The following is a 12,543-nucleotide window of genomic DNA, read 5'->3' on the forward strand; positions in this document are numbered from 1 at the left end:
ATCGGCATCCAGCACCTATGATTCCTTGGTTAGAAATTGACAGCCCCTTTCCTGATGTAGAACAAGCCTTAACAGAAGAACAAGGTGCAGCAGGCTTATTAGCGGCAGGCGCAAATTTATCGCCAGAGCGCTTATTAAATGCTTATCAGCACGGCATCTTTCCATGGTTTTCTGAAGGTCAGCCGGTGTTGTGGTGGTCAACCGATCCACGTATGGTATTGAATACCGCAGAATTTAAACTCTCAGATAGTTTAAGGAAGCGACTGACCAAATCGCTCAAAGATCCGCGCTGGCGCTTTCGCTTTAACACGGCATTCGAGCAAGTCATGCGTCACTGCGCAGAACCACGCAAGAATCAGGATGGCACCTGGATTTCAGAAGAGATCATCGCAGGCTACACTGCCCTACACAAACTAGGCTATGCACATAGTTCTGAAGTCTGGCTAGATGGCGAGCTGGTCGGCGGTGCCTATGGCATTTGCATAGGTAAGATGTTTTATGGTGAGTCTATGTTTGCGAAGGTAACAGATGCTTCTAAAATGGCATTAAGTCAGTTAGTCGTTTTCTTACGCAAGCATGATGTGGAAATGATAGACTGCCAGCAAGAGACTTCGCATCTGGCAACATTCGGTGCCAAGCCAATTAGTCGACACGATTTTATGCAACATGTGAAGCTGGCGATTATGCAAGATACGATCCAAAATTGGCAGCCTTTAGATTTACTCAGCTTCAAGGAATACTTACATACAACGCATCCCCAAGCCAGCAGAAAGATGAACAGCGATGCAATCCCGAACTAATTCGCCAGCGCCGCCAAGCCTGCCCATAGTTGAAGAGGCAGACGATCGCAACATTGATGGAGAGCCTGAGAGCGCCGATGTTAGCAATAATGCGGACGACTACATCACGCTGCATTATTACGCGACTGCGCCCTATGCTTGCAGTTATCTGGATGACCGGCAAGCACGCTCGCAGGTAGCCACACCAGCTCACCTGATTGGCAATGAAGTGTATTCGGAATTAGTCAGCCGTGGCTTTCGGCGCAGCGGTGTTTTTATCTACCGTCCTTATTGCGATCATTGTTCGGCTTGCACACCCGTACGTACCGTCGTCGGTGAATTCAAAACCAATCGCAGCCAGCGTCGCGCATTAAATTTGCACGCTGATCTGCGCGCTGAAATTCTGCCTCTGGAATTTGTCGAAGAACATTTTGAACTCTATCAACGCTATCAAAGTCGCCGTCATGCTGGCGGTGGGATGGATCAAGATGGGCGCGATCAATATGCGCAATTTTTATTGCAGAGCAGAGTTAATACACGACTGATCGCGTTTCGTGATGCACAAAATATTTTGCGCATGGTCAGTATCATCGATATTTTGAATGACGGCTTATCGTCCGTGTATACCTTCTACGATCCCGATGTGCCGCATAGTTCTTACGGTACCTTTAACGTCTTATGGCAAATCGCACAAACCAAAATCCTTGGACTGCCTTATCTGTATCTCGGTTACTGGATAGAAGCCAGTCGCAAAATGTCGTACAAAACTAATTTCAAACCGCTGCAAGCTTTACTCGACGGCAGCTGGAAATCTCTCTAAATTCAATCCATTTAAAATTCCTCAAATATTATGTCCAATCAATTGCTCTACTCATTAGTCCGCCCTTTCCTCTTCTTCATGGATCCAGAAAGCGCGCATGATTTGACGCTGCCAGGTTTAAAGCGTGCTCACAATATGGGGCTGACGCGATTACTACCCAAACCAGCCGCTGATCCGCGCAAGGTGATGGGAATTACATTTCCAAATCCCGTGGGTTTAGCTGCTGGTTTGGATAAAGATGGACGTTATATCGACGGTTTGGCATCGTTAGGTTTTGGCTCTATAGAAATCGGCACAGTCACGCCGCGCGCGCAAGCTGGCAATCCTAAACCACGTATGTTCCGCCTGCCGCAAGCCAATGCGATTATTAATCGCATGGGATTTAATAACGGTGGCGTCGATGCTTTTGTCGCCAATGTACAAGCTTCACGTTTTTACCAAGAGAAGCAAGGCGTACTCGGTTTAAATATCGGCAAGAACGCCGACACGCCGATAGAAAAAGCCGCCGATGATTATTTACTGTGCTTGAACAAAGTCTATCCTTACGCCAGCTATGTGACTGTCAACATCTCCTCACCGAACACCAAAAACCTACGCCAGTTGCAAGGCGCATCAGAACTCGATGATCTTTTATCCAAACTCAAAGATGCACAACAACGCTTAGCTGATCAACACAAACGCTATGTACCCATCACCTTAAAAATTGCACCGGACATCGACAGCGAGCAAATCAAAAACATCGCTGAGTCTTTATTGCGCCATAAAATCGACGGTGTGATTGCAACCAACACGACGATTACTCGCGATGCAGTTAAAGGCTTGCAGCATGGTGAAGAAGCTGGTGGATTGTCCGGCGAACCGGTATTTGAATTGTCGAATAAAGTCATACGCGCTTTGAAATCCGAACTCGGTGACGCGCTGCCTATCATCGGTGTTGGCGGCATCTTTTCTGGTAAAGATGCAGTGGCAAAAATGGATGCTGGGGCGTCTCTGGTGCAAGTGTATTCCGGCTTAATTTATCGAGGCCCTGCCTTGGTGCGTGAATGTGCATTGGCGATACGCAACAACAAATAAATCAGCAAACAAATTAGCAAATACCTTCGTGCAAAAAATTCGGATCAATAATGAAATACAAAAAACTAGGTAGCAGCGATTTAATGGTGTCAGAAGTATGTCTTGGCACCATGACGTTTGGCGAACAAAATACAGAAGCAGAAGCACATCAGCAACTAGATTTCGCCTTAGCAAATGAGATCAATTTCATCGACACCGCAGAAATGTACCCCGTCATGCCACGCGCTGAAACAGTCCATCGTACCGAGCAATACATAGGCAGTTGGATCAAGCAATCCGGTCAACGTGACAAAGTTATTTTAGCCACCAAAGTCGCAGGCCCATCGCGCGGCATGTCATGGATACGCAATGGCGATAATGATCTTGATGAAAAAAATATTCGTATCGCGGTTGAAGCTAGCTTGCGACGTCTGAATACGGATTACATCGACCTGTATCAATTACATTGGCCCAGCCGCAACGCGCCTATCTTCGGTCAAAAAGAATTTAATCCCGATTTAGAACATGACAGCGTCGCGATTGAAGCGACTTTGGATGTGTTAGATAGTCTGGTCAAAGAGGGCAAAATTCGGCACATAGGCGTATCCAACGAAACCCCATGGGGCGTGAGCGAATTCATCAAACATGCAGAACGCAAACAACAAGCGCGCATCATCTCAATTCAAAACCCTTACCACCTGATGAACCGCAGCTACGAACAAGGCTTAACAGAAACCTGCTATCGTGAACAAGTTGGCTTGCTCGCATACAGCCCACTTGCCTTCGGACGTTTAACAGGTAAATATGTAGACGACACACAAGCCAAAGGTCGTTTGACAAAATTCCCTCCAACATGGAGTCCTCGCTATATGCGCCCAGAGGTGATCGCCACCAGTGCACGTTATACGACTTTGGCGCGCGCGCATGGATTAACGCCAACACAACTTGCATTGGCATGGTGTTACTCACGTTGGTTTGTTGCAAGTACGATTATCGGCGCGACAGATTTGCGGCAGTTAGAAGAGAATATTCGGGCAACTGACGTTCACCTAAGTAATGAGTTGATTTTAGCGATCAATCAAATTCATGCTGAGGGTGCAAACCCCGCGCAATAATTACAAAACCTCATCACAAAATATCATCGCCATAGGCGTGAACACATATCACTTCACGCCTATGGTTCGAGATGATGGTTCAAAGCGATGGCTTATGTTGAAGGTTGATGGTGAAGATTTAAGGTGATCCCGAAACCGAAGCAGCACGCCCAAGCGCAAATTTCCACCACGATTGATAAGCAGAATTGGACAAGCCTTCACCATGTGCTTTACCACCACGCACAGGCTTATCCAGAGCGCCGACATTCGCCGCTGGAATCTGCAAAGCACGGTAAATTTCTGCCATCACATTCGCCGTAGGCTCTTCAACATGATAAGTCGCAAACCAGCGCTCAGGCTGTGTTGCACTAGGCTTGACGTACCAGTCGGCAATCTCAGCGGGCGCGCTCATATCCCAGCCACCCGACAACATAATGACGCGCGCCACAGGCTTCGTTTTAGCGATAAAAGCTGCATGCCCACCGCCCTGCGATTGGCCACCAACCGCAATACGCTCCCACCGTGGACTGCCATCAGTGTTCAGATATTGATCCCAATTCTCATCACGGCGCGTCTCTTTTAAATGTTGCAAAAGTTTAACGAATCGATACTGAATCGCGTCTTGTGGCTGATCCGCGATCAATGAAAATCCCTCATCACCAAAAATTCGTTTGCGTCGAAAATCTTCTGCACACGAGCGATTGCTGCGCAAGTTTTTACCGACGCAAATACCCGACACAGCCTGATCTGTAATGTAAGATAAAATAATGACGCGATAACCCTGTTGTGCTGCAAATTGCGGGAAATCTAATTGCGCACCCAAATGCGGGCGTCCCAAAGTCCCCGGCATCCACAACAAAAGATCGCCTGCCCCGCCGCCAGAATCAATAAGAACGATATGCGGTGAATCGGCCGTCTTGATCTCCGGCGCCGTCGCGGAAGGTCGCACATCCACGCGTACTACTTCAGCCTGAGCGTAACTCACCAGCATAAAAGCCATGCCAGCAATTAATTTCTTCATCTTCATGATCAACTTTTTCTCCAAGAGTCTTCAATAATTTGGATATCTGGACGACGAGCACTGATTACTGACTATGTTTTGAATTTCCTAGAATGTCAAAGAGGTGACAAGCAATGAAAGACTAAGCAGCGTTATTTACCGTAACGTGGCCATGACCACCGACAGGTTGCGTCTCAAAACGTTCACCAAATCCCGCAATAATTGGCCGCGCCTTGGCGATTGCCGATTGTACCGAAGCCAGCGATAGCGAATCTTTGTGCGCCTGTTGACTCTCCCATGCTTCTGTAATCCATACCGCATCTGGATCTGTCGGATCTTTAGCGACAACATAACTCAGGCAACCGGGCATTCCAGATACGCCTTCCAACAAAATAGAAATCAAAAAATCTCGCTGCCCCGGTGTGCACTTCATTTTTCCGATAAGACCGTACATAGTTTGTCTCTCCAAATTGAGATTTGTAAAACGAATGAGACAGCCATTGTAGCGGTTACCATGACGACGATGACAGGCTTTTATTAAGCGCGATTGGACAAATTAAAGTCATTCAGATCAAGGACTTCATCGCCGATATGCGATAGCAGCAGTAAGAGTAGAAAAGACTTCAAGTTACCCGCCATTGCAATATTGTCCTCTCAAATTAACTCTAAAACATTTCATCGGTATTCAATACGAAATTTAAGCGGCACCGTGGGCGTGGGTTGGAATGCATGGCGGGACAAATTTCTATCGAAGTTATTACCAATATAGCGCCAAGCAAATGAAGAAAAATACTATCCATGGTATTACTCGCGCCAGTAACGAAATCTGTTTGATACGATAAGGCACGGCAAACAAATAAACAGCAATACCGATAAGTCCTTCAAGCGCAATTAGGGTGAGCAGAGCTCGTTCAAAATGGAGTGTTTGATTTTTGTCATAGCCCACCGACAGTGCGATAATTATCGACAACACAGAAACGATAAGCACTAAATTTTTGCACACCAGTGACACCGTAATGGGCTGTTTGCAACCTTTGCAGGCAGCGATGCCTCCAAACGAGCTTATGACCAAGGAGGATCTTGATACCTCGTTCGCATTACACATGGGGCATGTTATTGGGTTCATTAGTATCCATTTTTCAAAATAACTAGCCGCCGGAACAGGCAACGGAGAAGCAGCTAAGTTAATTAACAAGCGAGATTATCAAAGCTCATTGAGGAGCGCCATCTTTGCAATATTAGCGGCTTTGTCGACATAAAGAAATTAATGTTTAACGTTAAAACTAAACCGCGAGCGGCAAATTGCCGACACGATTCGACTCGTGTGAGGGGATGAACTCTCTCGTCCCTTTTTTCGTTATGAAGCGCACGAGTGCACTTAGAAGATGAGGATCAGATTCCAACGTAAGAAGTCCAAAAAGAAAGCGCTAAGCATCACGAATCGCAACACCCATCACCTTCACTTTACCGCCGTAAGGTAGCCCTGCCGCTTGGTACACCGTACGTGCGGGGCGCTTTCCTTCTGGGAATAGCTCAGCAAACAGGTCATTGACTTGAGGCAGATCGCTGAGATCTACAAATGCGATGTCAATGAAAGTGATCTCATCAAGAGAAAAGCCCGCAGCGCGTACCGCGCAGAACAGATTCTCAAATGCTCGTCGGGCTTCTTCCAATGCAGTACCGGGCACGTATGTGCCTGATGCGCTAATGGAAATCTGTCCACTCAAATAGCAGATGTTATTGACAACGACGGCATGACTAATTGGTGAAGTCCATTGTGGCAAACCTTCGCCACTTGTGATGTGCTTACGCATGGTTTTGATTATCCGTTTCGAATGTTGAATGTTTTTCTAACGCGCTTGAATGCAGTGCCTAACTCCAAGATGGCGAGATCACCATGACGGTCAAAAAATTAGGCGAAATATTCATTAGCGATTATCTGTTGATCGAATTGTTATGTACAACTACAAACCTGGATAAATAGTGAATTTTGGAATAATGTCATTTGAAACGCCAACTAGTAAGCCGCAGCCTGGCACAGCTTTTCCATCTTTACATTCAAATCCCACAGTCCAGCCAATATCATCAATATTTTTTGGCCTATTAGATGACGAGTAATACATGAAATCTATACGCCCAAGTTTGTAATTTTTCAGATCGATACGTTTTTCTTTGTACAAATACTTTTCTGTTAATTCAATCACCTTTTCAGGAGAAAGACGCGGCATAGAAAATTTAATTGTCCGTAACTCATTATTGCCTGCGGAAACAGAGATGCTATAAATAAATACAACAATAAAAATAAATAATTTCATTTCAATTTCGCTCCTGCGGAATGATGTGCAAAACGTTTGAGATAAGGGCGCGGCGGTACGTCATCGGCCTTGAATGAATTGTTAGGGTTTGGCTACGACTCAATCCCAGGAAAGAACTCTTGAAATTGAATTTTTTTAAGCCTTACTTTTTTACTCTTTCCGGCTTTGTGGCGACTATCTAGAACAACTCCGGTTAGATAGTTGGTACTGATATGGAAATCCTCAGTGCTTTTATCTTGGGGCGCATCTCCATGATAATAGGATTGAGTTTCCATGCCTATTAGAGTTAGGTCTTTTCCAATTTTCTTAAATTGATAATTGGTGACAATAGCAGTTTGGCTGCCGGGGATTGAAATGTGAATAAATAATGAGTTCTTCTTTATTTCTAATGAGAGGTCATAAATTCCATCGGTATCAAATTTGCCTGTCTTGCTTGCGATGAAGTACTTTCCATCGGAGTCTTTTGTTAGAACAAGTATAAGTTGAAGGCTGGAGTAGTCATTTTTGGAGCTCTTGCAGCCAACCACGACGGCAATATCTGAACTCGATTCTCCATATAAAGACCCGGTGACGGGCGTTGAAAGGTCACACTGCGGGAAGGAGTTATTGATTAGGCGGATAACATTATCTGGGACTTCAATTTTCGCGTTTGAAGTGTTTATAAAGGACGCTAGAAATAGAGTAAATAGAAGTGTTCTTACATTCACAAGATGGCCTCTCTTTGCATGAAGAATACAAATCCTAACGCAACGGTGAGGATGGTCGCCCACAAATTTATAGAAGACTGAGCAGCGTCATGGCCAGCCCGCGCGAGCATCCTGTTAGAACTCACTTGATTGTCCCCATAGCATTTTTTCTGACATTCTCACGAATGTAAGCTCGCTCGTCCAAAAGTTTTTTTCGCATCGAAATACCGTCAGAGTATGCTATATCATCAACGACATACTTTTCATTTTCAAAAATAATTTTGTATGTAATCGTTTTGTTATAGTAAGCGACTGCATTCTTCTCCGAGGGATATACGTTGAGTTTGACTCGCACCGTGCCTAGGGAAATTTCTTTAATCGATATCCGTGAATTGGAATACGTCAAATTTGGGTCTATTTCCTGAGTATCTAAATATTTATCCCCATCATCGCCCCAACCGCATGGTCCCTCTCCGAATCTTTTGCAATCGACCGTGGACTTCTTTACTTCATTTGAGAACGCCTTCGACAATGAGATATCGGGTTGTGAAACACCCTGTGTTTTTGTGTGATCAAATGCTAGGTATCTTCTGTAAAACTCGTCGACTAATTTAACTGCGGGCGACTGTTCAAAAGCGCCCGCAAAACTAATACTTGAACAAATCACGAGTAACATAAATTGGCTAAGCAATATTTTTCGAATACTCATTGGATTTGAGCTCTACGTGCGAATTCAGCGGGCGCCGTAGGCGATCCGCTGGAATAAAAGGTTGGGCTGTTTAAATTCATTCGACACCAAATCCATCCTGCCAGTGCACCTGACCCAGTTCATAAGCATTGATCTCAAATCCATCCGGGTGTTCTCGGAAACCAGACTTCAAGCGCAGCGTTACGGTGGCCGCTCGCGCTAAATCATCCGAAGGAAACACACCAATGAGCTTTGCATTTTCCTTGTATTCGTCATCACCACGAACATGCCAGAGCAGATATACCGTTTCCATTATGCGGCCCAACACCGAGCTGCCCGGCACTGCGCGTTACGGGCGAGAGCCGAAGAGCAAGTCATTGAAAAACTACGACGAATCGAGATGTCATAATGCGCAGTGTCAGTACCGAGCGTCTTGTTAAACAAAATCATCATTCTGACTTAAGCGGTTTTTCATGCGGCTCGACGGGAGAAATATCGTCACCATAAAGTAACTCCGACAAGTCCTCGGGAGAAAGCCTCTTCATCTTATCCTCAATTTTCCGATCATAATTCCTATCGTTCGGATCCCAACCTTTATGAGCCTTGCGTGCATACTCTTGCACAAAACGTCCTAGCTGTCCGGCAAGTTGAGACTTTGTGCGCTTGGGAATCATATGTTTAACGTCGAATTGTGCGGCGCGCTCGCACGTGAACAAAATCGAAGAAAGCGCTAATTTGCGCGTCTGTCACGAATGAAACGTTAAACCTCAGTCTGCGAGCTGAACTTCGCATGGTTGGCCTCCTTTAAACAGCACTGTAATCATGGCATCCGGCCAGTCCGAAAGCGAAAACTCTACAGCGATCTCCTGTGGCTCGTAAACGGTAAATCCATCACAAATAAGTTTCCCACCAGACTGCAAAAACTCCGTAGCTTGCGAGTCTTGCGTTAAAAACTCCTCAGCTACAGAAGTTATATGGTTACCTTCGCGTAAAAGCCTACGCGCTACGTCAAGTGATTGCTGAAACGGGCGATCTTTACTACCTTCTACGGTGATGCTTGGTGCTCCTTCTTTTGACATTGAATACCACATGCCTTTGCCCGCACGTTTGAGAATCCCGATCTCGGGATCTGTAAATTCAGGGGTACGCCAGAACTTGAACATTGAGGTTTAACGCAACGGTGAGCAGATGGCCGCACACAAATTAGTAAAATACTGAACCATATCGCGGCCAGTCTGATCGACCATCTTGTTATGCATTTTGCTCATGCTCTTCCATATCAATTTCTTCCGCAACCGATTTATAACCGCTTGGATGAAGTGCAACACTCGTTATTGAATCGATTTCTTCGTTTCTACTAGGCACGCTTCTTTCGAGAGACATAAGCCGACCATCATGTAAAACGACATTAGTAGTTTTTGTTTTGCCATTCAATTTATACGATACTTTAGCAAAACAGTATTCATACCCAAGATACGGCAACTGAGAAACCTTGTTTTTATTCGAATAGTACGCAACCACCAGCCTTCTTGGATTCGGACGTTGAACTAGTGAAACAGTTGAAATTTGTTGGAAAAAAATTTTTGCTTCCGTTTCTGGAAGTTTATTTAAAATAGCCTTTAGAAGTAACATTTCTACTTCACTAAATGTACTTGTGCCTCCACGTAGAAACGCAGATATTTTCTTTACGATAGGTCTAAGCACGATCAAACTCCAAGTGCATAACGCTGAAATGAGCGGATGGCTGCCCGCAAATAAAAAAAGAACCCAATAGCAGCACGGCCAGTCCGATCGATTGTCCAGTTATATTTCATATGCGCCCCAGTACACTTCTGTATTTTCGGTACAGTAGAAACCTTCAAACTTTTCAACTTCTAAGATTCTTTCGATGATCTCTTTTGACGAACATAAGAAAGAGCAATGGCTGTCCCAATGAGTCGTTACTAGCAAACTATGATCGTGAGTAAATACACAGCCGTGACTTGGGATTTCATCATTCTTCATTAAGTCATCGATCCAATGTAGCTTTCTCTCCGTTCCAAATTCGTTTCCAACCCACAACCACTCATATCCCAAAACTTTAATCGCTTCATAAATTCGATTTTCAAGAAGAGGTGGAAGTTGTCCCTCTGAAGGGTGAATAATATTTTCTTTTTCGGTCAATTCGATTAAACGAAATGCGTAGTCTTCATTCGCAATTTCTCTATATAAACCGTGAATACTTGTCCTTAGTCCGACATCTATTTGCGCGAAAGAAGATAAGTCGGTCAATTCAATAATTCGTTTCCAAGACACTCTTTCACAAGTCTCGATAATTTCGAGCTTGGTTGGCCAATGCTCTGGACAGAAGCGATCAATGTTAATTTTCCGAGGATAAAAGAAAGGATGAAGTAACATAAACACTGCGTCAAATTGACCTTTGTAGAAATCGAGTATCTTTTCATCGTATGGGCACGATGCAAACTTTTCTGGTTGTGGCAATACTCTATCAGCCATTCGTCAGTCGTCCTCTTGAAATATAACGTTTTAGTTGTGGGGCGGCGCAGCAGTCCAAAACGAACGACCAGTTATAGGTCAACTTATTCATATATTTTTCCACAGTACAAGAAGACCGCGAATTGCCGCCACGGATTAGCGGCACTTAACCCTTGTTTGAGACCAAAATCCGAAGATTCTGCCCAAGCACTCGCCGCCTCAAGAAAACTCTCAATGGTGTGATTTTCCCAGCCGTTCGAACCGCGCCCAAAATCGTCAACTTCTTTATGAGATTGGACTTCTAATTCCCGATCAGATCGCAATTCAGCAACAAATGCTAGAAATGATGGGCCGTCTGTGACTGCGTCAAGAAGTTCATTTAATTTTTCAGCCATATTAGAAATAAGACCTATAGCGCAAAGTTAAAGGGCACGCTGGAGCGAAGCGTAAGCGTGTCCCAGCGGAACGAAGTGGAGCGATTTTGAACGTTTTGTTATGCACTAACGCACCTTGTTATCTACTAATTGCAATTCTTGAATGAATTTATTCGCAACTGGTAAATAAGCTGTCGGAAATTCCTGCACTGGGGATCGATGTGATACCTCGATTTGAACTGCTATTGCTTTATTTGATGGATGCCGACAAACCATGCCCATTGTTTTTAGATACTGAGTAGCATTGCCTGTAACTCCTTTTGCGCCATGGTCAGCACTTGACGTTTTGTATGTAAAGCACCTAGCGCCCTTGAAGTCTACCAACTCATTGGTAACAGATACGACCGTGAATCGAGTTGCGTCATTTTTCGCCGCCCTTTCTTTCATTATTTGATTTAAATATGTGTCGTCGTCGGCGTTGTACTCAAACATAAAAAAAGTGGAACTCGCAATAAGGCTTTCGGATCGCGACGGTAGCCGTTTACCTAAAGCAAGATTGACTTGATTTACTCCTATGAGGTACCAGTCGGGCTCATTCGGTGCTTGAACAATTGCACCAAGCAGTTCGAATTTGGCACCGAGCGGGACAGATTGAAAAGGCGGTGATGAAGCGCACCCAACTAAAGCCAAAGCAAGCAATGCAAGAATTGATTTCACATAAACTCCTTGTGCATAACTTGTTTTAAAGTGAAAAAACCGACGTTAACACAAACGTACAAATTGAGCAACACTGTTTCAACTTTCACAAAAGGCTTATGTTTATTACCTCTTTTTTGTTATACTGTACAAATATACAGTATAACAAGAGGAGCATATATGGACGCTAAACCGCCTCGTCTATTAGATCAAGTGCGCGAGAGCATACGTTATAAACATTACAGTCTTGCAACAGAAAAACTGTATATTTACTGGATCCGCTTTTTTATTCGTTGGTCAGGTCTTCGACATCCGAAAGACATGTGAGCACCAGAGGTGGAAGCATTTTTATCGATGTTGGTTGTAGAGCGTAATATTTCGCCTTCGACACATCGTCAAGCTTTAAGCGCACTTCTCTACTTGTATAAAGAAGTGCTCAAAATCGAATTGCCGTGGCTAAACGAAATTGGTCGCCCTAAGGAAAAAAAGCATTTACCAGTTGTGCTTACAAAGTTACGTAGCCCACTTGATAGCCTCTGACACCGTTTTTCGTGTGTTTTCCA

Annotated in this window: 17 protein-coding genes and 1 pseudogene; 5 read left to right on the forward strand and 13 right to left on the reverse strand. The window is 44.6% G+C overall.

What is annotated here, in order from left to right:
* The first annotated feature begins 17 nt into the window (after nt 1-17).
* From aat to H8K55_RS15950, 4 genes are read left to right on the forward strand one after another with little or no spacing between them, the layout of a single operon-like run.
* Nucleotides 18-800 (forward strand): leucyl/phenylalanyl-tRNA--protein transferase, encoded by a 783-nt coding sequence (gene aat, locus H8K55_RS15935; RefSeq protein WP_186943055.1) that lies wholly within the window; start codon nt 18-20, stop codon nt 798-800.
* Nucleotides 784-1,599, forward strand: coding sequence for an arginyltransferase (locus H8K55_RS15940; protein ID WP_186943056.1), 816 nt, complete (start codon nt 784-786; stop codon nt 1,597-1,599). Before aat ends, H8K55_RS15940 begins: the two co-directional genes overlap by 17 nt.
* Before the next feature lie 30 nt (nt 1,600-1,629).
* Nucleotides 1,630-2,673: a quinone-dependent dihydroorotate dehydrogenase gene (locus H8K55_RS15945; protein WP_186943057.1), complete on the forward strand. Its 1,044-nt coding sequence runs from the start codon at nt 1,630-1,632 to the stop codon at nt 2,671-2,673.
* Nucleotides 2,674-2,723: 50 nt separating this feature from the next.
* Nucleotides 2,724-3,767 (forward strand): aldo/keto reductase, encoded by a 1,044-nt coding sequence (locus H8K55_RS15950; RefSeq protein WP_186943058.1) that lies wholly within the window; start codon nt 2,724-2,726, stop codon nt 3,765-3,767.
* Between the two features lie 118 nt (nt 3,768-3,885).
* On the opposite strand, the gene H8K55_RS15955 is transcribed toward H8K55_RS15950, so the two are convergent.
* From H8K55_RS15955 to H8K55_RS16015, 13 genes are all read right to left on the reverse strand, one after another.
* Nucleotides 3,886-4,773, reverse strand: coding sequence for a BPSS1187 family protein (locus tag H8K55_RS15955; protein WP_222612500.1), 888 nt, complete (start codon nt 4,771-4,773; stop codon nt 3,886-3,888).
* A 115-nt stretch (nt 4,774-4,888) separates the two neighbouring features.
* Complete coding sequence (locus H8K55_RS15960; protein WP_186943060.1) at nt 4,889-5,200, reverse strand: putative quinol monooxygenase; 312 nt, start codon at nt 5,198-5,200, stop codon at nt 4,889-4,891.
* A gap of 303 nt (nt 5,201-5,503) precedes the next feature.
* Complete coding sequence (locus H8K55_RS15965; RefSeq protein WP_186943061.1) at nt 5,504-5,941, reverse strand: hypothetical protein; 438 nt, start codon at nt 5,939-5,941, stop codon at nt 5,504-5,506.
* 232 nt (nt 5,942-6,173) lie between these two features.
* Complete coding sequence (locus H8K55_RS15970; RefSeq protein WP_186943062.1) at nt 6,174-6,560, reverse strand: RidA family protein; 387 nt, start codon at nt 6,558-6,560, stop codon at nt 6,174-6,176.
* Nucleotides 6,561-6,710: 150 nt separating this feature from the next.
* Entirely contained in the window at nt 6,711-7,061 is a 351-nt protein-coding gene (locus H8K55_RS15975) for a hypothetical protein (protein WP_186943063.1), read from the reverse strand.
* Between the two features lie 92 nt (nt 7,062-7,153).
* Nucleotides 7,154-7,768, reverse strand: coding sequence for a hypothetical protein (locus tag H8K55_RS15980; RefSeq protein WP_186943064.1), 615 nt, complete (start codon nt 7,766-7,768; stop codon nt 7,154-7,156).
* A 121-nt stretch (nt 7,769-7,889) separates the two neighbouring features.
* Nucleotides 7,890-8,456, reverse strand: coding sequence for a hypothetical protein (locus H8K55_RS15985; protein ID WP_186943065.1), 567 nt, complete (start codon nt 8,454-8,456; stop codon nt 7,890-7,892).
* A 76-nt stretch (nt 8,457-8,532) separates the two neighbouring features.
* Nucleotides 8,533-8,748 (reverse strand): DUF7336 domain-containing protein, encoded by a 216-nt coding sequence (locus tag H8K55_RS15990; RefSeq protein WP_186943066.1) that lies wholly within the window; start codon nt 8,746-8,748, stop codon nt 8,533-8,535.
* A gap of 454 nt (nt 8,749-9,202) precedes the next feature.
* Nucleotides 9,203-9,598, reverse strand: coding sequence for a hypothetical protein (locus tag H8K55_RS15995; protein WP_186943067.1), 396 nt, complete (start codon nt 9,596-9,598; stop codon nt 9,203-9,205).
* An 88-nt stretch (nt 9,599-9,686) separates the two neighbouring features.
* Nucleotides 9,687-10,139, reverse strand: a complete 453-nt coding sequence (locus tag H8K55_RS16000) for a hypothetical protein (RefSeq protein ID WP_186943068.1) — start codon at nt 10,137-10,139, stop codon at nt 9,687-9,689.
* A 99-nt stretch (nt 10,140-10,238) separates the two neighbouring features.
* Nucleotides 10,239-10,931, reverse strand: coding sequence for a DUF2711 family protein (locus H8K55_RS16005; RefSeq protein WP_186943069.1), 693 nt, complete (start codon nt 10,929-10,931; stop codon nt 10,239-10,241).
* Between the two features lie 83 nt (nt 10,932-11,014).
* Nucleotides 11,015-11,305 (reverse strand): DUF7660 family protein, encoded by a 291-nt coding sequence (locus H8K55_RS16010; protein ID WP_186943070.1) that lies wholly within the window; start codon nt 11,303-11,305, stop codon nt 11,015-11,017.
* A gap of 105 nt (nt 11,306-11,410) precedes the next feature.
* Nucleotides 11,411-12,001, reverse strand: a complete 591-nt coding sequence (locus H8K55_RS16015) for a hypothetical protein (protein ID WP_186943071.1) — start codon at nt 11,999-12,001, stop codon at nt 11,411-11,413.
* Between the two features lie 159 nt (nt 12,002-12,160).
* Between H8K55_RS16015 and H8K55_RS21905 the strand changes: the two are divergent.
* Nucleotides 12,161-12,520, forward strand: a pseudogene (locus H8K55_RS21905) (phage integrase N-terminal SAM-like domain-containing protein).
* The last annotated feature ends 23 nt before the right edge of the window (nt 12,521-12,543 follow it).

Origin of the sequence: Affinundibacterium flavidum, assembly GCF_014284175.1 — a bacterium.
Taxonomy (GTDB): Bacteria; Pseudomonadota; Gammaproteobacteria; order Burkholderiales; family Burkholderiaceae_D; genus Undibacterium; species Undibacterium flavidum.